General features: G+C 37.6%; 18 protein-coding genes and 1 tRNA gene. 9 read left to right on the forward strand and 10 right to left on the reverse strand.

What is annotated here, in order from left to right:
• Positions 1 to 46 precede the first annotated feature (46 nt).
• The 4 genes from KSK55_RS00995 to KSK55_RS01010 form a co-directional block, all read right to left on the reverse strand.
• Positions 47 to 391 (reverse strand): hypothetical protein, encoded by a 345-nt coding sequence (locus tag KSK55_RS00995; RefSeq protein WP_218607833.1) that lies wholly within the window; start codon positions 389 to 391, stop codon positions 47 to 49.
• Between the two features lie 117 nt (positions 392 to 508).
• Positions 509 to 1,069: a CheB methylesterase domain-containing protein gene (locus KSK55_RS01000; protein WP_214418381.1), complete on the reverse strand. Its 561-nt coding sequence runs from the start codon at positions 1,067 to 1,069 to the stop codon at positions 509 to 511.
• A gap of 23 nt (positions 1,070 to 1,092) precedes the next feature.
• On the reverse strand, positions 1,093 to 1,479 hold the full coding sequence (locus KSK55_RS01005) for a response regulator (RefSeq protein WP_214418382.1): 387 nt from the start codon (positions 1,477 to 1,479) through the stop codon (positions 1,093 to 1,095).
• Positions 1,445 to 4,030: a sensor histidine kinase gene (locus KSK55_RS01010; protein WP_214418383.1), complete on the reverse strand. Its 2,586-nt coding sequence runs from the start codon at positions 4,028 to 4,030 to the stop codon at positions 1,445 to 1,447. The genes KSK55_RS01005 and KSK55_RS01010 overlap by 35 nt, the downstream gene beginning before the upstream one ends.
• A gap of 114 nt (positions 4,031 to 4,144) precedes the next feature.
• Here KSK55_RS01010 and KSK55_RS01015 point away from each other — a divergent pair, with 114 nt between their 5' ends.
• A complete protein-coding gene (locus KSK55_RS01015) occupies positions 4,145 to 5,512 on the forward strand; it encodes a DNA-methyltransferase (protein WP_218607834.1) in 1,368 nt (455 codons plus the stop codon).
• Here KSK55_RS01015 and KSK55_RS01020 read toward each other — a convergent pair.
• Positions 5,394 to 6,071 carry a tetratricopeptide repeat protein gene (locus tag KSK55_RS01020; protein ID WP_218607835.1) on the reverse strand — a complete coding sequence of 226 codons (678 nt, stop codon included), beginning with the start codon at positions 6,069 to 6,071 and terminating at the stop codon, positions 5,394 to 5,396. The two genes, KSK55_RS01015 and KSK55_RS01020, sit on opposite strands and share 119 nt — an antisense overlap.
• Before the next feature lie 231 nt (positions 6,072 to 6,302).
• Between KSK55_RS01020 and KSK55_RS01025 the strand changes: the two genes are divergently transcribed.
• The 4 genes from KSK55_RS01025 (at position 6,303) to KSK55_RS01040 (ending at position 10,534) form a co-directional block, all read left to right on the forward strand.
• Positions 6,303 to 7,805: a sodium:solute symporter family protein gene (locus tag KSK55_RS01025; protein ID WP_214418386.1), complete on the forward strand. Its 1,503-nt coding sequence runs from the start codon at positions 6,303 to 6,305 to the stop codon at positions 7,803 to 7,805.
• A 100-nt stretch (positions 7,806 to 7,905) separates the two neighbouring features.
• The gene (locus tag KSK55_RS01030) at positions 7,906 to 9,714 is read left to right on the forward strand and encodes a KUP/HAK/KT family potassium transporter (RefSeq protein WP_218607836.1); all 1,809 of its coding nucleotides are present in this window, start codon (positions 7,906 to 7,908) and stop codon (positions 9,712 to 9,714) included.
• Between the two features lie 200 nt (positions 9,715 to 9,914).
• Positions 9,915 to 10,067 (forward strand): hydrogenase maturation nickel metallochaperone HypA, encoded by a 153-nt coding sequence (locus KSK55_RS01035; protein ID WP_214418388.1) that lies wholly within the window; start codon positions 9,915 to 9,917, stop codon positions 10,065 to 10,067.
• The gene (locus KSK55_RS01040; protein WP_218607837.1) at positions 10,064 to 10,534 is read left to right on the forward strand and encodes an alpha/beta hydrolase; all 471 of its coding nucleotides are present in this window, start codon (positions 10,064 to 10,066) and stop codon (positions 10,532 to 10,534) included. The genes KSK55_RS01035 and KSK55_RS01040 overlap by 4 nt, the downstream gene beginning before the upstream one ends.
• Here KSK55_RS01040 and KSK55_RS01045 read toward each other — a convergent pair.
• A complete protein-coding gene (locus KSK55_RS01045) occupies positions 10,515 to 10,793 on the reverse strand; it encodes a hypothetical protein (RefSeq protein WP_218607838.1) in 279 nt (92 codons plus the stop codon). The two genes, KSK55_RS01040 and KSK55_RS01045, sit on opposite strands and share 20 nt — an antisense overlap.
• A gap of 160 nt (positions 10,794 to 10,953) precedes the next feature.
• Here KSK55_RS01045 and KSK55_RS01050 point away from each other — a divergent pair, with 160 nt between their 5' ends.
• Positions 10,954 to 11,727 (forward strand): class I SAM-dependent methyltransferase, encoded by a 774-nt coding sequence (locus tag KSK55_RS01050; protein ID WP_218607839.1) that lies wholly within the window; start codon positions 10,954 to 10,956, stop codon positions 11,725 to 11,727.
• Positions 11,728 to 12,212: 485 nt separating this feature from the next.
• Here KSK55_RS01050 and KSK55_RS01055 read toward each other — a convergent pair whose 3' ends face one another.
• The 3 genes from KSK55_RS01055 to KSK55_RS01065 all read right to left on the reverse strand — a co-directional run bounded on the left by KSK55_RS01055 (position 12,213) and on the right by KSK55_RS01065 (position 16,084).
• Positions 12,213 to 13,703 carry a PAS domain-containing protein gene (locus KSK55_RS01055; protein WP_218607840.1) on the reverse strand — a complete coding sequence of 497 codons (1,491 nt, stop codon included), beginning with the start codon at positions 13,701 to 13,703 and terminating at the stop codon, positions 12,213 to 12,215.
• Positions 13,704 to 13,807: 104 nt separating this feature from the next.
• Complete coding sequence (locus tag KSK55_RS01060; protein ID WP_256664127.1) at positions 13,808 to 14,950, reverse strand: PQQ-dependent sugar dehydrogenase; 1,143 nt, start codon at positions 14,948 to 14,950, stop codon at positions 13,808 to 13,810.
• A 1,050-nt stretch (positions 14,951 to 16,000) separates the two neighbouring features.
• Positions 16,001 to 16,084: transfer RNA gene (locus KSK55_RS01065), tRNA-Ser, on the reverse strand.
• A gap of 146 nt (positions 16,085 to 16,230) precedes the next feature.
• Here KSK55_RS01065 and KSK55_RS01070 point away from each other — a divergent pair.
• Positions 16,231 to 16,932: a coenzyme F420-0:L-glutamate ligase gene (locus KSK55_RS01070; protein WP_306128567.1), complete on the forward strand. Its 702-nt coding sequence runs from the start codon at positions 16,231 to 16,233 to the stop codon at positions 16,930 to 16,932.
• A gap of 5 nt (positions 16,933 to 16,937) precedes the next feature.
• Here the strand turns inward: KSK55_RS01070 and KSK55_RS01075 are convergent, their stop codons facing one another.
• The gene (locus tag KSK55_RS01075) at positions 16,938 to 17,099 is read right to left on the reverse strand and encodes a preprotein translocase subunit Sec61beta (protein WP_214418394.1); all 162 of its coding nucleotides are present in this window, start codon (positions 17,097 to 17,099) and stop codon (positions 16,938 to 16,940) included.
• A 51-nt stretch (positions 17,100 to 17,150) separates the two neighbouring features.
• Between KSK55_RS01075 and KSK55_RS01080 the strand changes: the two genes are divergently transcribed.
• Together KSK55_RS01080 and KSK55_RS01085 are read left to right on the forward strand one after the other, a co-directional pair.
• Positions 17,151 to 18,182: an amidohydrolase family protein gene (locus KSK55_RS01080; RefSeq protein ID WP_218607841.1), complete on the forward strand. Its 1,032-nt coding sequence runs from the start codon at positions 17,151 to 17,153 to the stop codon at positions 18,180 to 18,182.
• A 42-nt stretch (positions 18,183 to 18,224) separates the two neighbouring features.
• The gene (locus tag KSK55_RS01085; RefSeq protein ID WP_218607842.1) at positions 18,225 to 18,653 is read left to right on the forward strand and encodes a universal stress protein; all 429 of its coding nucleotides are present in this window, start codon (positions 18,225 to 18,227) and stop codon (positions 18,651 to 18,653) included.
• Positions 18,654 to 18,667: the final 14 nt, after the last annotated feature.

Here is an 18,667-nt window from a genome sequence, read left to right on the forward strand (position 1 = left end):
GAATAATAATGAGGAAAAAGAATAAGTAATTGCCGGATGGTAAAAATCAGAGATCTATTCCACTCTCATAGTGGAACGACTTCATAAAGTTTTTAATAAGTCCACTTACTGATGACTTGTCAGAAAATGTCATAACTACCGACGGAGTTTGATTGTCACCTCGTGCTTCGATTGATGAACCCGAAAAACCTGTACTGATTCGTCCCGCGTCTGCATATCCTTGCACCGAAACTCCTAAATCCAGTCCCTCTGTTGCTTCTAATCCATCAGAAGGATATTTAATTCCTGATGTTAACAGAGTTTCATTATTTGCAGAATAATTTGTGATGTTTGTTACATTTCCTTCATCAGCATAGATTGGGGTTCCTATTAGGATCAGAGTCGATATCACAAATGATATATAATATAGTTTATGAAGATTTTTCATACCTTTCGTCCTAATCTTGTGTTCTGTACATAATATTGTATGATACATATTGAATTGTTTGTGGTCAATTTCATTCTTATTTTAATTATCATTTCCAAAAGCAATTATTTTTTCGCGAATCTGTTCAGGTGTTAGAACAAAATCCACGATGCCTGTTTTAATAGATGCCTGAGGCATACTTTTAATTGGAGCAGTAGCTGGATCCTGTACAATTGTTATACCTCCACATTGGTGGAGATGGATAAGTCCTTCGGCTCCATCCCGTCCCATTCCGGTAAGAATAATTCCCATTATCTTGTCATTATTCAATTTTTGCATACTCATCATAGTCAGATCTACAGCAGGTCTGACTCCGTGGAGTTTTTCACCATCATCCAACTGGAAATAACGATTATTTTTTACGATGAGATGATGCCCTGCAGGAGCAATAATGATCTGTTGTTCTTTAATCCTGGTTTCTTTATCTGCAATGATTACTTCCATTTTCGTGAATGATGTAATATGATTTTTAAATGTTTTAGTAAATGTTGGAGGCAGATGTTGAACGATGATTATGGTAAGAGGAAGAACAGGAAATTCTGATAAAATAGACTCTATAATATATGGTCCACCTGTTGACGAACCAATAATAATAATTTTCATTTTGATTATTTTTCCATTTCGGCTTAATCTTGAAGATAACTCATGAAAAACCTGGTTTTTTCAATGAGGTCTTCATTGTCAAATGGTTTTGTGATATAATCAATGACATACTCCTGAAGGCCAATCATCTTTGTATCAGGAACACTTTTTGCAGTGAGCATAACAATTATGATACCTTCTGTCAGGCTGTTATCAAGAATAGCTTTGATAGTATCCCACCCGTCCATCTCAGGCATCATAACGTCAAGCAATACTACACCAGAAAATCCTTTTTGAAGGATATTTATACATTCATTTCCACTATCTGCTGTAACTACAGAAAATCCTGCATCGCCCAGAATTGTACGGACTGCTATTCTGACATGTGAGTCATCATCAACGATCATGACCTTGTGTTTTTGCTCGTTCATCTACTTTCACCATTTTGTTTGAACTGAATGATTCAGAAAATTTAGGTTTTTTCTTCAGAAGAATATCTGGATGTTTTTTCAAGAGAAGATGTACGGTAGTTCCTTTTCCTGCCCCCTCACTTTGAATAGATATTGTCCCATGATACATTTCAATGACCCGTTTTACTATTGCAAGTCCAAGTCCATGAGATCCTCGTTCATGGCGGGAATTATCCGCCCGGTAAAATTCTTCAAAAATCCTTGTGATATGTTCTAATTCAATACCTATTCCTTCATCTTTAATGATGATTTCAATTGAATCCTGGTAATTATTAGCACTTATCTGAACATTTCCATCAATAAATGAATATTTTATGGCATTGCCGATAAGGTTTCCAAAAATAGTTTCAATATGAACAGGAGACATTTTCACTGAGTATTCAGATAGGATTGAATTTGTTATATGTAGACTTTTTTGATGGATGAGATATGCATTATCACTAATAATCTGATTTACCAGTTCTGAAATATAAATATCCTGTATATCTGAGATCATATACAGACTATTCATCTGGGCCAGATCAAGAATTGTAGTCACCAGTTTTCTGATGGTGGCAACGTCCTCAATCGAATTATCTAAAAGTTCACATAGTTCTGGATCATCGATCTTTTTTCTAATGTATGGAAGGATAGCAACAAGAGGAGTTAAGGGGGTTTTTAGATCATGGCCGATTATCTGAATGAACTCATCCTTTTGTTTTAATAATTGATCTATCTGGACTGTACGTTTTCTAACTCTGTTGTCTAGATCACGATTCATGTCAAGGAGTTGAGTTCTCATGGCATCAAGTTCCATGGTCTTTTCTTCAAGTTCGGTAGCATATTTCATTAAATGGTTTTCAACGTCTTTTCTCTCAGTAATGTCTTGTATAATCCCAAAAGAACCGTGAATAATCCCTTTTTTTATAAGGGGTTTCCCTTTAATCCGAAGGTATCTGAATTTTTTTTCCATAAGGTTTATTCTGAATTCAAAATCAAATTCAATCCCTTGATCGACTGCACGGGGAAAAAAGGATAATAATTTATCTAAATCCTGAGGGATGGTCCGGGATGTAAAATCATGAATGGTAACTATGTTTTGTTCCTGTGATAACCCAAGAAGAGCAAATATTTCTGGCGAAACTCTGAACCGCTCCAGGTGAATATCATATGACCATACTCCCATTCGTGCAATTTTCTGAGCTTGTTCTAATTTCCATTCAATATCGGTAAGTAGATCCCCATATTGTTTTCTTCTGGAAATGTCTCTGATAACCCCTTCGATACCTTGTAATAATCCATCGTCATCATATATGAGCCGACAACTAATGGATGAGTAAATGCTCCTATTGTCATATGTCCGGAGCTGAATATCATAGTCTTTAATTTTTTCTCCGCTGATGATTTCTGAAAGAAAAATGGGCCAGTATTCAGGTGAATGGATTAATTCTTCAAAAGATGTTCCTTCAAGTGATTGAGATGACGGATATCCAAGGTTTTTAGCCATAGACGAACTGACACGAATCAGGATTCCTGATTTATCAGTCATAAAATACATGTCACCAATCTGATCGATCAGACTTTGAAACTTTTCTTCGCTTCGGACAAGATTATCTTCAACTTGACGTCGGGCAAGTTTCGTTTCTATTACTCCTGCCAGAATCATAAGAGCGGTCTGTTCAGTCTGGCTCCATTCTCTTATTTCTCTATCCCAAAGCAGAAACATACCATATAGGTAAATACCTTGAATTAATGGAATAATTAACGCTGATTCAGATTTTCTTTTGTCGAATAAATATTTTAACTGCCCGGATACTTTTGGTTTTTTCAATACAATAGGCGTATGTGATACAAGGATCTGTAATAGTGAAGAAAGAGCAGAATCCTGGTTTACATTATTTATATCAGTACCAATGAGGAACCCTTTTTTCTTTGACCAGAAATACCGCTCCTGAATAGAAGTATATGGTCCTAATCCATCGATTTCCATATACGAACAATACTGGATATTTGTTATGAGTCCAATCCTGCTCATTACCTGTTGAATTTGCTCTTCAGGGTGATCGTAAAGATGGTCTGATTTGGTAATATCCTGAATTATTTTGAGTATCTCGTTAATTCTGGTTTGTTCAGTTTTTAGGTTACATTCATCTGTGATATCACACCCTGAAATTAACAGTATTATTTCTTTTTCTGGGTTTGGAATAGAAGTTATCAGGATCTTATACCATTTTTCATGATAAGTTTCTGATTGAAAATGAATGATTTGGATTGAATGTGATTTATTTCCTTCAATTATTTTTTTAAACTCTTCCTGAATGCCTGAAAATGGATGATTTTTTTGAAATAATGGTTTTATTGTACTATATTGTGATATTGCATGTTTTGAACTAAAAATTTCTAAAAATTTTTTATTTGTAGCGAGAATTTGGAAATTAGAGTCTGTAATACATGCTGGTCCGGGAAGATTTTGTATTAAAGGGTAATAAATCGACTTTGAAAAAAATGATCCATTCTGTAATGGTGGGATCATATCATCCTTCCTTTGAATCTTATCCATCGATATTTCATATCAAACTCTTATGGTATAAGTTACTATTCCGATGATGGTAAATGATACAACGGAGAATCATTATGGCATATCTTCATGAAACCTGATGTTTCTTCTCATTCTTTAACAAATCCAGTTATTGTTACCGTAGAATTATCACGGATTCTCCTTCCAGATGAAGAATACATTCTTTCAAGATTAAATAAACAGTTTAAGCCTCATGAAATCTCTCTCAATTTTTCTGCTCAAAGTCTGATAGCGTTTCTATATACTTTAGATCCTGGTAAATATGAAAAAGCTATTCAGGATTACATGGATAAGACGAATTTATGTCAATTATATTCTGATGGCCTGGAAAATCCTTTTGAAATCCTTATGAGTAAAATCCTTTCAATTGGAAGTTATGGGATACGATATCGAAAGCGGGTGTATGCAGGATATGCTTCAGAAAGGAAAGTAGCAGGAAGAAAAGAAAAAGAAAATGAGCGGGGTGCTTATTTTTATATTGAGGGCAATACTTTTCATCAAGAAGTAAATGAATTGCCAAAACAGTATCAGAACCAGATACTTTGTGGCGATAGTGAAAAAATTCTTAAGAATCTTCCTGATAATTGTATCGACCTCATTATTACATCTCCACCTTATAATTTTGGATTAGATTATGCCTCATCAGGTGATAGTGCTCACTGGGAGGAATATCTTGAAAAATTATACCGCGTATTTTCAGAAGGAATCAGAGTATTAAAATTCGGTGGCAGGTTTATTGTGAATGTTCAGCCACTCTTCTCAGATTACATTCCTCTTCACCATCTTATCTCCTCATTTTTTATGAACCAGAAAATGATCTGGAAAGGGGAGATTTTATGGGAAAAAAATAATTACAATTGTAAATACACCTCCTGGGGGAGTTGGAAAAGCCCGAGTAGTCCATATTTGAAATATACGTGGGAATTTATTGAAATTTTCTGTAAAGGGTCACTTAAAAAAACCGGAAAAAGTGAAAATGCCGATATAACCGATGAGGAGTTTAAATCCTGGGTGGTAGCCAAATGGTCCATCGGGCCTGAGAGGCGGATGAAAGAATACAATCATCCGGCAATGTTTCCAGAGGAATTAGTGAACCGATGTCTGAAACTATTCAGCTATAAAGATGACATAATCCTTGATCCGTTTAATGGGGCTGGTACTACAACTGCAGTGGCAGCAAGAACCGGACGACGATATCTGGGCATTGATATTTCTTCAGAATATTGCTTAAAAGCTGAGGAACGAATAGATGTTTTTCAAAATAAACCAAAAAATCTAGAAAACAAGGAAAAAATAAAAAAGAGATTTGAAAAATCATTTACTTCCGAACCAGAACCTGTAATGCCACGGCGGAGAGGACGCCCGCGAAAAGTAACGAAAGAGAAAGAGATGATTTCTCAGCCCTCACTGGATCACTATTACTCTGATTCAACATAAGCCCTTTTTGTGCAAATTCGTAATTTGATAATGCATCTTCATTTTCAGGATCTATGAGAAGTGCCTGGGATGATGCATTCAATTCCTCACCGTACTGTCCAAGACCTCCATGTGCAGTTCCTTTTATGATCCAGGTTTCGATGAGTGAGGGATCAATGGCAAGAGCATGATCTGCAACTTGGATTGCTTTTTTATACTGTCCTGTTTCCAGATAAAGGGAAGCTTTTGCTGTAAGTACATAGACATTACCTGGATGTGTTTTTTCAGCTTCATTCAAAATTATTTCTGCTTGTGAATGTCTCCCGGTTTGGGAATAGAGGCTAGCTTTTGTTACCTGAGCCAGATAGAAATCCGGCTGAATCTCGAGAGACTTGTTAATTAATATTAAAGCTTCATCGATGGATCCTTCTGAAGCGGCGTCAACTGCCTGGTTATAGTAGGAAATTGCATCAACTACGGGCCCCTCCAATCCTGCAATTACTGAGGAGGTGAGAAATCCTGTGAAGATGATAGTAGAAAAAAGAAAAATTGCTTGCGCTTTTTGAATCCTATTTTTCATAGTACATTCTCGGTTTTATTTTCTTAAGGTATTGTCGGATAATTATCAATTTTTTCTTAATACTGGATAAAATAAAGACAAGACAATACGAGCATGTTATATGTTAGCATGGCACAATGATCGATGAATGTTTGGTTTACCAACTGAGACGATCATAATAGTAGGTGGAGCAGTTATTCTTTGTACTATTCTTCTTTTCCTTTGGGGGCTTTTTTTCAGAGGTGAAGCATAATGGCTGATGGAGTAACCATTGCAATTGTTACCATCTATTGTCTTGCGATGGTCGGGATAGGAGCATGGGCATCTAAGAAGATTAAAAATACAGAAGATTATCTGGTTGCTGGGAGATCTTTAGGTTTCTGGGTGTTTGTTCTCCTTATGATAGGAACCGTTTGTTCGGGAATGTCCCTTCTCGGTGTATCTGGGTTAGGCTACAAATTTGGATGGCCCACCATATGGGAACAAATTTTCGTACCCCTATCAATTGCGTTCTGTATCATGTTCTTTGGAGTTAAACTCCATGCAATTACCAGGACAACAGGATATATCACGGTGCAGGATTATCTTGCTCACCGATTTGAAAGTCCGACAACTCTTCGGTCTCTTTCAGCTGTTGCCGGAATTATTGTTTCAATGATTTATCTGGTAGGTCAGTATACTGCAATTGCAATTGTATTGATGTGGCTTTTTGAGATTCCGCTCTGGCTTGCTCTTATTATTGCCACCCTGGTGGTCACTATTTATACAACAATAGGAGGATTGTATGCTGTAGCATGGGCTGCACTTATTCAATCTCTTATCCTGATTATCGGAGTCGTCATCATGTCACCGATTATCATATTTTATGCAGGTGGATTTACTCATGTGAATGAATTTATGGCTTCGGTGAATCCTTCCCTTGTTCAACCATGGATGGCTGAAGGCATGGTCTTTACTCCGGCATACCTGGTTTCTTTTGGTGTCCTTCTTATTGTGGGTCTGGCTTGTGCCCCACATGTCATCAATAATGTACTTGCTGTAAAAGATGCCAGACTCTTTGCGTGGGCACCTCTCCTTGGTTTCCTTATTTATGGGGCGGTAATGTTTCTTTTAAAATTCGCCGGTTTTGCAGGGATTGCTCTTGTCCAGGAGGGAGTATTTACACTGCCGAGTGTTCCAAATGCTCAGGATTTTGTGATATTGTACGGCATTCAGAATGCGATTCCCCATATTGCCTTATGGTCAATTTTTGCGGTCATCGTATTAGCAGCGGTCATGTCTACTACAGATCGGTTAATGCTTACAATTGGCGGTATGTTTTCCTGGGATATTTATAAAAAGATCATCTGTAAAGATGCTTCTGACAAACAGGTCCTGTTAGTCAGCAAAATAGTCGTTATTCTCTCGGCTCTTATTACAATGGTGATAGCACTGAATCCGCCGGAAATGCTGGCCTTTTTAATCTGGATGGGGATTGGTGTTATGCTCTCAACCTTTGCGGTTCCATTGTTAGCAGGATTATACTGGCGTCGTGCAACGAGAATGGGGGCAATTGTGAGTATGGCTTCTGGTCTTATATCAGCTGGTGTCTTTGGAGCGTACTATCAATATGTATCACCATTACCACTTCACTTTAGTTTTTATGCAGTCATTGTTTCCTTAATTGCAATGATAATTGTTAGCCTGGTGACCAAACCGGTCAGTGAAAAGGTTTTGGATGAAACTAAAACTGGTTGGTACATTCGTTGTCCATAATCACTTTTAAAAAATTTTTCTTTTAATCATTTTCTATCACCCATTCCATGTTTCATTGGGAAGCATTAACAGAAAGATCAGATGAACGTATAAGAGAGATATGGAGCACCCGTCTAAAACTTCGATCATAAAAGCTGCGGGGTTGGTATTCGGAGATATTGGTACAAGTCCGATTTATACTCTTGCAGTGTTGTTTCTTTTCCTCCCACCAACTCATGCGAATATCATGGGTGCTGTATCATTGATATTCTGGACTTTGATCATCATGGTAACTGTCCAGTATACGTTTCTTGCAATGCGTTTGTCAGAAACCGGTGAAGGGGGAACATTAGTCTTAAAAGGGATACTTCTTCCTCTATTAAAAAAACCTCGTGGGGTAGCAATATTTACTTTACTCGCCACGCTTGGAATTTCACTTATGATAGGTGAATGTGTTATCACCCCTGCCATTTCAATTCTTTCAGCGGTGGAAGGTGTTAGACAGATACCGGGATTTGAACTCATATCCCAGGACTGGCTCATATTCTTTGCCATCATTATCGCTCTTGGATTGTTTTTATTTCAAAAAAGAGGGACAGAAGGGGTTTCTAGAACATTTGGCCCGATAATGGTATTGTGGTTTGTCACGTTGTTTGTTTCCGGACTAGTATCTGTGCTATTCAGTCCGGAGATTCTGGCTGCCATAAATCCGGTGTATGCAATTCAGTTCTTTTCACATAATGGCATTTTAGGTTTTTTTTCACTTTCTATGATTGTTTTGTGTGCTACTGGCGCTGAAGCATTGTTTGCTGATATGGGTCATCTTGGACGCGAACCCATACAATATGCCTGGGGTTTTGTCTTTGTAGCTGTGTTCTTCTCCTACCTAGGACAAGCAGCATTCTTGCTCAGAAATACTGATGTATCAAATCCTCTTTTTGAGATGATATTTTCAGAATCCCATCTCCTATACATACCCTTTTTGATATTGATGATAGTGGCGACTGTCATTGCATCACAAGCCGTCATAAGTGGTATATTTTCAATTATCTACCAGGCTATTACAACACATCTTCTTCCGATGCTTCCGGTTGATTATACGTCAGATGAACTTAGAACACAAATTTACATTAATACTGTGAATTGGCTTCTCTGTATTGCAGTAATCTTCGTACTTCTGATTTTCCAGTACTCAGACCGGCTTGCAAGTGCATATGGTCTTGCGGTTACTGGAACTATGTCCATCACCGGATCATTTATGATTGCCATCTTCCTGCAAAGACGCAAATATTTCTACATGAGTATTGCGATGTTGGTTACTCTGGTAGATATTTCCTATTTCTTATCGACAGTATCCAAAATTACTCACGGCGGCTACTTATCTCTGGTCATTGCAGCTATACCATTTTCAATTGTCATTATTTACACTGCCGGACAACGGGCACTATACCGGTCCATGAAGCCGATGGGTCATGATCAGTTCATCAAAAAATACACCCGTGCATATAAAACTGCACGCCATCTTCGGGGAACTGCACTGTTCTTTGCACGATCACTCGACCAGGTTCCGGCATATATCTCCCGGACGATGTTTAATAATGAGATAATCTATGAAGAGAATGTGATTATTTCTCTGGATATTAAAGATGAGCCATATGGATTTTCATGGCATTTTGACAAAACAATAGAGCCCGGTCTTTCACATCTTTCTATTAGTTACGGATATATGCAGATTATAGATTTGATGCGGATTATCCGTGAAGCTGGTATTGAAGAGAAGACTATCTTTTATGGAATGGAAGAGATTGTTACGAGGAACATTATCTGGAAGATATTCAGTGCCATAAAAAGACTTTGCCCCTCATTTGTACAATATTACCGGTTACCTTCCCATAAAGTTCATGGAGTAATTACCCGGGTTGAACTCTGATGGTCTGCACGCATCACCATCTATTACTTTTTTCTCAGTAATTTTTCCAGGTTTGCCATATCAGGAATTAGACATTGTTTTTTAAAGATTTTTATGTATGAATAAAGAACGGAATAAGTATAAAATCTTACAAAAATCAGTATGGAAACGGATAATTTATTACTGGTTATGCCGAGATATGGTATCGAGGTGAATTGTCTATGTGCACCGTTGGCGGACCTGTTGATATCGACTTTGATGAAGGATTAAAACCGAAAAATTACAAGTGTAAAGACTGTGGTGGCAGCTTTAGTACAATCGGCAAAAATGTCCGCTGCCCAACCTGTGGGTCGGATAACTGCGTTCCAGCATGATTGCTCCTCTTTATGATGGTTATCTCTGTATTCGATCCGAGCAGTCCTTTCTTCTGATTGGAAGGGTTCTCTCCCCCTTTCATCTTTTCATTGAAACAATCGATGATGAATATTGTCAGTATCTTGAAGAAGGAGATTTGGTTGTGGTTTCTGCTCCGGAAGGAGGAGAGGTTATGCAGGCGATGATTCTTCTTGAACTCATCAGGGAGTATCATGCTCCCCTTGTCGTTCTTCCCAAAGGTCATCCTGGTAGCAAACGGCTCTCTATGGTTGTGTCTGCTGGAGATCATATTGAATTAAATTGTTCAATTCAACGAGGTACTCACCCTGAACAACATCTTCTCTGTGGATCGGAAGAGATGGCCGGGTTAGTTCTGAAACGATATGAAAAAGGAGTTGAGATTAAGGGAGGAGACAATCTTTCTATCCAGTCATTTGACCGGATGATTATTGCTCCTCTTCCCTAACCGGTTCTTCACTTTTGAATATATTAGTAAAACCTTCAGTGATACTTTTATTTTTTCTTTTCTGATTGTAGACCACGATGCTGGTATGGATATAAATAATCCCAATAATCAGGAGTAAATCAATTACTCCGACTAGGGCCGCCGGGAGATTAAATCCTAAATGTGAAAGGATATATGCATCTATCATGGGAATCATCAGGATCCCCACAAGGAAACAGAGTATCCCCGTTATTACAACCATTGCATCGTTAAAATTCATTTGTTGAGCTCTTATCTGAAATATGGGTAATTGTTATTATTAAAGGGTGACGAAAGATTCTGCTTCATAACAAAATGACACATATCAGGGATCAAATTATAGAAACGGACTGATATACAATATTATTCTCTTTTTTAGAAACTGATTAGGAAAAGAGACTATGCAAACAACACAGGAAAAGCTTGCTAAATCACTGACGGCTGATACAATTGAACTGATTCCATATCTCCCATATCTATTGCAAGATATTTGGGAATTAGGCTCATCACCCAGGATCATTGCTGATTTAATTAAAAAGCATATAATAACATCCAGCGAAACGAAGGTGCTTGATTTGGCTTGTGGAAAGGGTGCCATAAGTATCCAGATTGCTCAAATCTTCGGTTGTCATGTAAAAAGCTTTGATATAATCCCTGATTTTATTGAATATGCAAAAACAAAATCCTTGCAGTATCATGTAGAAAAACTGTGTGAATTTATCGTTGGAGATATAAACGATGCTGTTTATGTCGAAACTGACTTTGATATTGTAATATTTGGCGCAGCAGGTGATATATTTGGGAATCCAGAAGAAACCATTCTCCTATTGAAAAGAACAATAAAAAATGGAGGATATATCATTATCGATGATGTTTATGGAAATGTCGAATTTAATAGAAAATATCCAACTAGAAAGGAATGGTTTCATGTTTTTCAAAATACTGGTGTAAAACTTCTTGAAGACCGGTTGTCCGAAATTGAGGAAATAAAACGAATAAATGATAAGCAACAATTAGTTATCAAACAAAGGGCGAGTGAATTAATAAAAAAATATCCAGATAAAGCAGATCTGTTCAAAAGTTATGTAAAAAGTCAACAAATTGAGTGTAATGAATTGGAGTATGAATTAACAGGGGTTACGATGCTTTTGAGATGGGCCGTTGATTCTGATTAACCATGGGATAAGGTATGAATCTGTAAAAAATGGTGTGTATTTAGAACATGGTTTTTTAGTTTGTAATTTGATGTATCGGTAGATATTTGTGGATATAAATAAAATTTCAATTGTGAAGGGATATCATGGACGGATGTTATTCATATCGGGAAATTGATCTGAGTGATCCTCGTATAGATCTAAATCGTGTTCGGTCTTTGAATGATTTTTGGGGTGTCATAATTACGAAAGAAGGTAAAATCAAAATCCCTGTTTGTTCATATGATGATATATTTCCATTGATTAGAAAAAAACCTGATATTTAATTTATTTTTTAATATACCTTTCCTAATTCAATTCTGTTCTTTTGATTATTAAAAAATTTGTGGCCGTGAGGATCTCGACTCTAATGAGAATATATGAAAAGTACTAGGAGTTGGATGCAAAATTTATATTCAAAATAGCAATTATAAGCAGAAACTGAGATAAAATAATTAAACTCTCTCTTAATAGGTACTATTAAAATTATGAAGACAGAAAAGAATTTTTCCTCCATCTGATATAGGAACAGATTTTAGTATTACATTCTTTTTTGCATTATTTTTACATTGAATAGAGATCACAGGGCTATAATAGTCCTGATTTACTTCGAAATTATCTGAATCATCATCTTTCCATTCAGGATTTTCTGAACCTTTACAAATTATTTTACCAAGAAATTCTTTCCATGTTTGGATATCTTTCTGACAATATCCGAAAATATCAGAAAATTTTGGATTAATCATGGTAACACAACCTTGATTATTAGTTACTAATACAGGGAGATCACAAAATCGTATAGCTTCCTGAAACCTAATATCACTCATTTTCATACGTTCTTCTGTCATCCGCCTTGAAATTGCAATAGATGCCTGTCGAAGAAATGATTCAATAATTTTGTGATTTTCCAGTTCTTCATCAGGACGAAGACATATTCCGACTATCCCATGGAGATTGTTCTGCCATACCAGTCCTGCAACCCAGATTTTTCCGATATTATTATTTTCTATAAATTGTTTACACACCTCTCGAGGAAAAAGGCCTCCACAAAGATCGTAAAAAGGAATGGACTCATCGTTAAAAAATGGTTTAAAATGTAATTCAGTCATTGGTTTGAGAGATCCAAGGCTCCAATTAAAGGGAGATTTACTAAAGTATTCTTTGATTGGTACCTGTAATCCAAACAACTCTTCTCCATTATTAAGTTCTTTTGTATTTTCACGGAAATTTTGGTCTTTAATTATTTTCATAAAAAGACCATTGTTTTTTTCATCATAAGATAAAACCCAACATCGGGGATTACTAGGCAATAGAGAAGAAATAGTATCAGCTATGTACTGAAATATATCTACATTCGGTGCTAACTCTACAAGTTCCATTGCAGTTTTGGTAAGTAACTCCATGTCTCGAACATATTTTGTTTTTTCTGAAATATCCTCTAAAACAACTGTTAATCCTTTCATTCCCTCTTCAAATAGGGTTGGGATTACTTCCATTTTAAAAAAATGTTGGAATTTTCCTTTGTGATAACAAATATCTGATATTATTTGTTCATTTTTTGTAGACTCAATAATTTTTATAGTATCTGGAGATGATATGATTGGAAGAGAATCTTCACTTATATGTCGCCCAATAATATCATCTTTTGATGTATTGGAGTAACGAATATACTGCTCATTCACCTGAACGACATTTAAATTTTCATCCAGGATTACTATCATATTTTTCGTAAAACACAAAAATGCAGATAAAGGGATCCTTTGAGAAAGCCAATAGACTCGAGCAGACCCTATTTTTTTTGTTTCAACTTTTCCTTCAGCACGAAGGATGTCAAGATACTTAGAAATGTAATTTCTATCTTTTTTCAATTTTTTACTAATATCAGTGATAGTAAGTCCATGAGGACTAGTTTTAAGTCTTTTTAGGATTGCAACAGTAATGTCCTGTTCTTCAACCATATTTTAATATTGAGCCATCTTTTAAATATATTTTTGAATGGATTTCTTATTTTGGAATTCCCAAAAAAAGGTGTAATTAATCTCTCAAGAAACTTGAAAATCAATTAAAGATTATACGATACCCGATACACAATTCCATTCATATCATCGGAAATAAGAAGAGAACCATCCTGAATTACCTCCACATCAACCGGTCTTCCGTACACCGTTCCGTTGTGTAACCATCCCTCGATAAATGGTTCATAAGAAACCGGAATCCCGTTTTCCCGCTGTACAATAGTTAACCGGTACCCGATAGGATCTTTCCGGTTCCAGGATCCATGTTCTGCTATGATTATTGCATTTGTATAAGAGTCTGGAAACATTTCACCTGTATAAAATCTCATACCCAGAGAAGCTACATGGGGTCCGAGTTCTCTGGCTGGAGGAGTACAGTTTTTGCATCCGTCCGGAGACAGATCACCAAATTCCGGATCTATAATGTTACCTCCATGAAGATAGGGGTACCCAAAGAACATTTTTGGTGTGGGGGCATGATTTAGCTCATCTGGGGGAACATTGTCTCCTAACATATCTCTTCCATTATCAGTAAACCAAAGATCACCTGTCTTTGGATCCCAGTCAAATCCAACGGTATTTCTTACACCCGAAGCAAATTTTTCAAGGCTTGTTCCATCAGGATTAATCCGGTGGATTGCAGCATAGAAATCACCAGGTGGTAGACAAATATTACAGGGTGCTCCGACCGGAATGTAGAGCTTACCATCTGGACCAAACCTGATAAATTTCCAGCCATGAGCTGTATCCTTTGGAAAACCAGCATACAAGATTTCATAATCTGGGATATCAGGAAGAGTCATTTCTATTCCTGGAAATTTTATTATCCGGCTAATCTCTGCCACATAGAGATCGTCTTCTAGTATTGCTACTCCATTTGGCATGGTAAGATCGCTAGCAATAATGGTTCGATTCTCTGCAAAACCATCTTCATCGGAATCACGAACAGCATATACTTTGTCTTCCCTGGTTCCGATGTAGAGCGTTCTGTTTTTACTATATGAGAGAGATCGTGCACCCGGAACATGAGTTGCGTATATGTTAATGTGAAATCCATCCGGAAGAGATATTTTATCCAGGATTTCATGATACATGTCTGGATCCATCTCAACTGCATCAGTAGGATGGATAATCAGGTTTTCATGGAAAACAGAATTTTGCATTGGAAAATCCGGATGAAACGGAATCATCAGAACTCCTAGTAGTATTAGAATACCGAGGCAAAAGATGATTCTCGCAGGATTTGCAGACCATCCGGACATAAGCAATAATGTGATTATGAGTATTTAAATTTCGGTATTTCCATGGATTTTGTCACTAACTATACTCTGAACCGGCCGGTATTCAATTATTTTGGAATTCATTGGGAAAAATAGGAGACAGGGAATTATTAAAATCCACTCTTCAATAGTTACACACCTGATTGAAGAATGGCAGAAAAAAAGATCTATTTGCTGCACATATGAAGCGCCTGCCTCTCAATCAAAAACCACTAAAAATCATGTAATTGGATATGTAAAATATATATTATTAGATCTATTGTAAAGCAAATTGTGTACTCATGTACCAATTCCTGAATTACTATCATTGACCTGAGTAATATCTACGTGTAACTGCAGGATTTCCGCAATAAAGATCTAAATTCAAAAAATTATGCCTAGATATTAAATCAGAATAATATTTAATAGCGGATTTTCTCCTCACAATGCTTCACTCTGCTTCACTTTGATGAAAAGTTGCAGCATGTCTCCATCATGGACCTGGCTCTGACCATTTTACTACCATTATCTATGAGATAATGATATGAAAAAAAAGATCGAAAATTTAAAACCCACAAACTTGAATAACCATTGCAGAAAATCGGATGCATATTTTCTGCAGGTTTTCTGCACGTGCAGAAAATGAAAAACGGATAATTTGACTCTAAAATAGTACATGTACATATGTACACTCTTATATGATCTCATTTTCTGCAACACATACGCTCACGTACTGTTTTCCGAACCTGAGTTCAAGAGGTTGGATCTTTCATACATGTTCATGTATGAGATCATGGTTGCAGAAAATGAAATGAAAAAAATGTATAAATCTGGTAAATATATGATCGAAGGATTTAATTAGGGCGGATCGTTGCAGAAAATAACTCATGGTTGCAGAAAATTTTCTGCAAATCAAACACATGACATTATGAAGTTAAGGTCAACAATGAAATCAATCATAAGAACAAAAAGAATTTTTAACGCCGAAAGGGAGATTTGAACTCCCGAGGTGTTACCACCAGTGGTTTTCAAGACCACCGCCTTCCCGGACTAGACTATCTCGGCACCTATACATGTCTGTATATCTACTTTAAAAATATATTCATCAAGTACCGATCAATACCCGTATATTCTTTTACATTTCACCTGAAAGGAGAGGGATAATTCTGCACACTTCCATAACTGTAACTGGGATCAGGGGCCTTCCTCTGATTCAGAAAGGAGATAACCTTCCACGTCTGATTATCGACAAATGCGCTTTGGAAGATGGAGACATCATCTGTATCGCAAGTACCATCATATCAAAAGCGAAAGGATACACTCGGCACCTGAAAGATATCATTCCCGGTAATCGTGCAACACATATAGCAGAGAAGACTGGTGAAGATCCCCGTTTTATTCAGGTAGTCCTTGATCAGGCCTGTGATGTTCTCATTGAAACACCATTTACTCTTACTGAAGTATCATGTGGTCATGTCGGAGTCAGGTCAGGAGTAGACGCAAGCAATGTAGAAGATGGCCTGGTAATCACACTCCCCCCGGATCCCATGAATGAGGCAGAGGAGATTAGAAAAGAACTCAATAATCTCAACGGAAAAAGTTGTGGTGTCATTGTCACAGATACCTGTGGGAGATCATTTCGACGAGGACAGACCGGTCATGCAATCGGTTGGAGTGGGATGTCAGCAATTAGAGATTTTCGAGGAGATAATGATCTCTTTGGTCGGACACTTGAGATAACCGAAGAAGCGGTGGTTGATGAAATCGCTGGATTTGCTAATCTTGTCATGGGTGAAAGCAATAATGGGGTACCTGCTGTGCTCTTCCGAGGTATACCTGTATGGTCAGGACATGACGAGATATATTTCAAGCCTGATGAAGACATCATCAGAAAGGCATTAAAAAAAGTGTAAGAGAATCAGAATGCAACCATATTCAGGACGAAGATGGCAAGACCACATACAACTGCTGCAGCTAATACTGCATAGGGGCTGATGTGGACTGCCCGCCGGTCTTCACTGTCATAGTAATTGACGAGACCAGCAGATGAGATTAATCGTCCACCTGCTTTTTTTGCCATAATTTATATCTGACCGCTGAATTATATAAAAGACAAGGCCGGCAATATATCATGATTAAAGAGTATTCGGTATCAGGGACTGCTCTGACTGGTGAAAACCTTGAGGCGCGGGATGTAACTATCGTTGTTCAGGATGGCATTATTACTGCTGTCGAAGATGAAATCTCTGTCTCTCATAAATGGATATGTCCTGCATTTTTTAACGCTCATACCCATCTTGCTGATACCGTTGCAATGGATCTCCCCTGCAATGGAACTCTTGATGAACTCGTTACTCCCCCACATGGACTCAAACATCAAATTCTTGCTCATACTCCGGATGATCGGCTTATTACAGCAATGAATGAATCTATGAAAGAAATGATTCATTCCGGAACTGCAGGATTTGCTGATTTTCGGGAAGGGGGAAAAGAAGGAGTTTTAACTTTAAAACAGGCCGCATCATCATTACCCATTCATCCGGTTATATTGGGGCGTGAAGGTGGTGAGGTGAATGCTGATGGAGCGGGCATCAGCAGCGTTCGTGATGTTTCCTCGTCACAGGAGATAGTCGATCGGATGAAAAAACAAGGTAAGATTGTTGGCTTTCATGCAGGGGAACGAGATTTTCTTGATATTGATGCTGCATTGGATATGAATCCAGATTTTCTTGTGCATTGCACTCATGCAAGATCTGATCAGGTAAAAAGAATCGCTGATGAAGATATTCCAGTAGTATTATGCTGTCGGTCAAATTTTCTTCTGGGGGTTTCATCTGGAAATCATCATCCCCCTGTGCAGGAAATGCTCAATGCTGGTGTTCGGTTGTTAATCGGAACTGACAATGTCATGTTTGTGCAGCCAGATATGATGCAGGAGTTGAGTTTCGTTCATACGGTGTATGGGGTGCCTACTCATGATTTACTCAAAAGTGCCACTTCTGGATTTCCGCCTATAGGGGTATCACATTGTATAGAAAAAGGTAATTTGGCTTCTTTTTTTGTTTTAGATACTTCTTGGGGGAACATTCACTATTCCCGCGATATCGAATCCACCATTGTGAAGAGGGCTCCTTTGAGCCATTTTTGCGCAAGAATTTTTTAGGTAAAGTCCAAATTAATTGGGAAGCCTTTTTGTGAGGAGTATATGTACAACACAATTCTTGTTGCGATTGACGGATCTGTTATTAGTGAAAAGGCATTTGAAGCCGCCGTCGAACAGGCAAAAGCCTGGAAAGCAAAACTTCATGCCGTTTATGTCGTAGAATCGGGGCTTTTTACTGATATTCCGGCAGACAGCAAGCTTGAAATCATGTACAGTCTTCTGGAGCAGGAAGGGAACGCTGCTCTTGATAAAATCCGGGAGATTGCCCAGAAACAGAACTTTGAAGTGACTACTCATTTCGAACAGGGTCATGCCGGGGATACTATTCTTTCAACCGCTGAAAAACTGAATGCAGATCTTATCATCATGGGATCACATGGAAAGAGTAATATTGACCGCATCCTGATTGGAAGCGTTAGTTCCTTCGTAGTTGAACACAGTAAGGTCTCTGTGTTGGTGGTGAGATCATAGTGTCAATCCCCCTG

The organism is Methanospirillum hungatei, from assembly GCF_019263745.1.
Lineage (GTDB): Archaea > Halobacteriota > Methanomicrobia > Methanomicrobiales > Methanospirillaceae > Methanospirillum > Methanospirillum purgamenti.

Excerpts from the sequence above, each read along its gene's own strand:
- KSK55_RS01035 (WP_214418388.1), top strand. The coding sequence starts at position 9,915 with ATGTGCACCGTTGGCGGACCTGTTGATATCGACTTTGATGAAGGATTA.
- KSK55_RS01060 (WP_256664127.1), bottom strand. The coding sequence starts at position 14,950 with ATGATTCCGTTTCATCCGGATTTTCCAATGCAAAATTCTGTTTTCCAT.
- KSK55_RS01010 (WP_214418383.1), bottom strand. The coding sequence starts at position 4,030 with ATGATCCCACCATTACAGAATGGATCATTTTTTTCAAAGTCGATTTAT.
- KSK55_RS01005 (WP_214418382.1), bottom strand. The coding sequence starts at position 1,479 with ATGAACGAGCAAAAACACAAGGTCATGATCGTTGATGATGACTCACAT.
- KSK55_RS01000 (WP_214418381.1), bottom strand. The coding sequence starts at position 1,069 with ATGAAAATTATTATTATTGGTTCGTCAACAGGTGGACCATATATTATA.
- KSK55_RS01020 (WP_218607835.1), bottom strand. The coding sequence starts at position 6,071 with ATGAAAAATAGGATTCAAAAAGCGCAAGCAATTTTTCTTTTTTCTACT.
- KSK55_RS01040 (WP_218607837.1), top strand. The coding sequence starts at position 10,064 with ATGATTGCTCCTCTTTATGATGGTTATCTCTGTATTCGATCCGAGCAG.
- KSK55_RS01045 (WP_218607838.1), bottom strand. The coding sequence starts at position 10,793 with ATGAATTTTAACGATGCAATGGTTGTAATAACGGGGATACTCTGTTTC.
- KSK55_RS01030 (WP_218607836.1), top strand. The coding sequence starts at position 7,906 with ATGGAGCACCCGTCTAAAACTTCGATCATAAAAGCTGCGGGGTTGGTA.
- KSK55_RS01015 (WP_218607834.1), top strand. The coding sequence starts at position 4,145 with ATGAAACCTGATGTTTCTTCTCATTCTTTAACAAATCCAGTTATTGTT.
- KSK55_RS01075 (WP_214418394.1), bottom strand. The coding sequence starts at position 17,099 with ATGGCAAAAAAAGCAGGTGGACGATTAATCTCATCTGCTGGTCTCGTC.
- KSK55_RS01055 (WP_218607840.1), bottom strand. The coding sequence starts at position 13,703 with ATGGTTGAAGAACAGGACATTACTGTTGCAATCCTAAAAAGACTTAAA.
- KSK55_RS01025 (WP_214418386.1), top strand. The coding sequence starts at position 6,303 with ATGGCTGATGGAGTAACCATTGCAATTGTTACCATCTATTGTCTTGCG.
- KSK55_RS01085 (WP_218607842.1), top strand. The coding sequence starts at position 18,225 with ATGTACAACACAATTCTTGTTGCGATTGACGGATCTGTTATTAGTGAA.
- KSK55_RS01080 (WP_218607841.1), top strand. The coding sequence starts at position 17,151 with ATGATTAAAGAGTATTCGGTATCAGGGACTGCTCTGACTGGTGAAAAC.
- KSK55_RS01050 (WP_218607839.1), top strand. The coding sequence starts at position 10,954 with ATGCAAACAACACAGGAAAAGCTTGCTAAATCACTGACGGCTGATACA.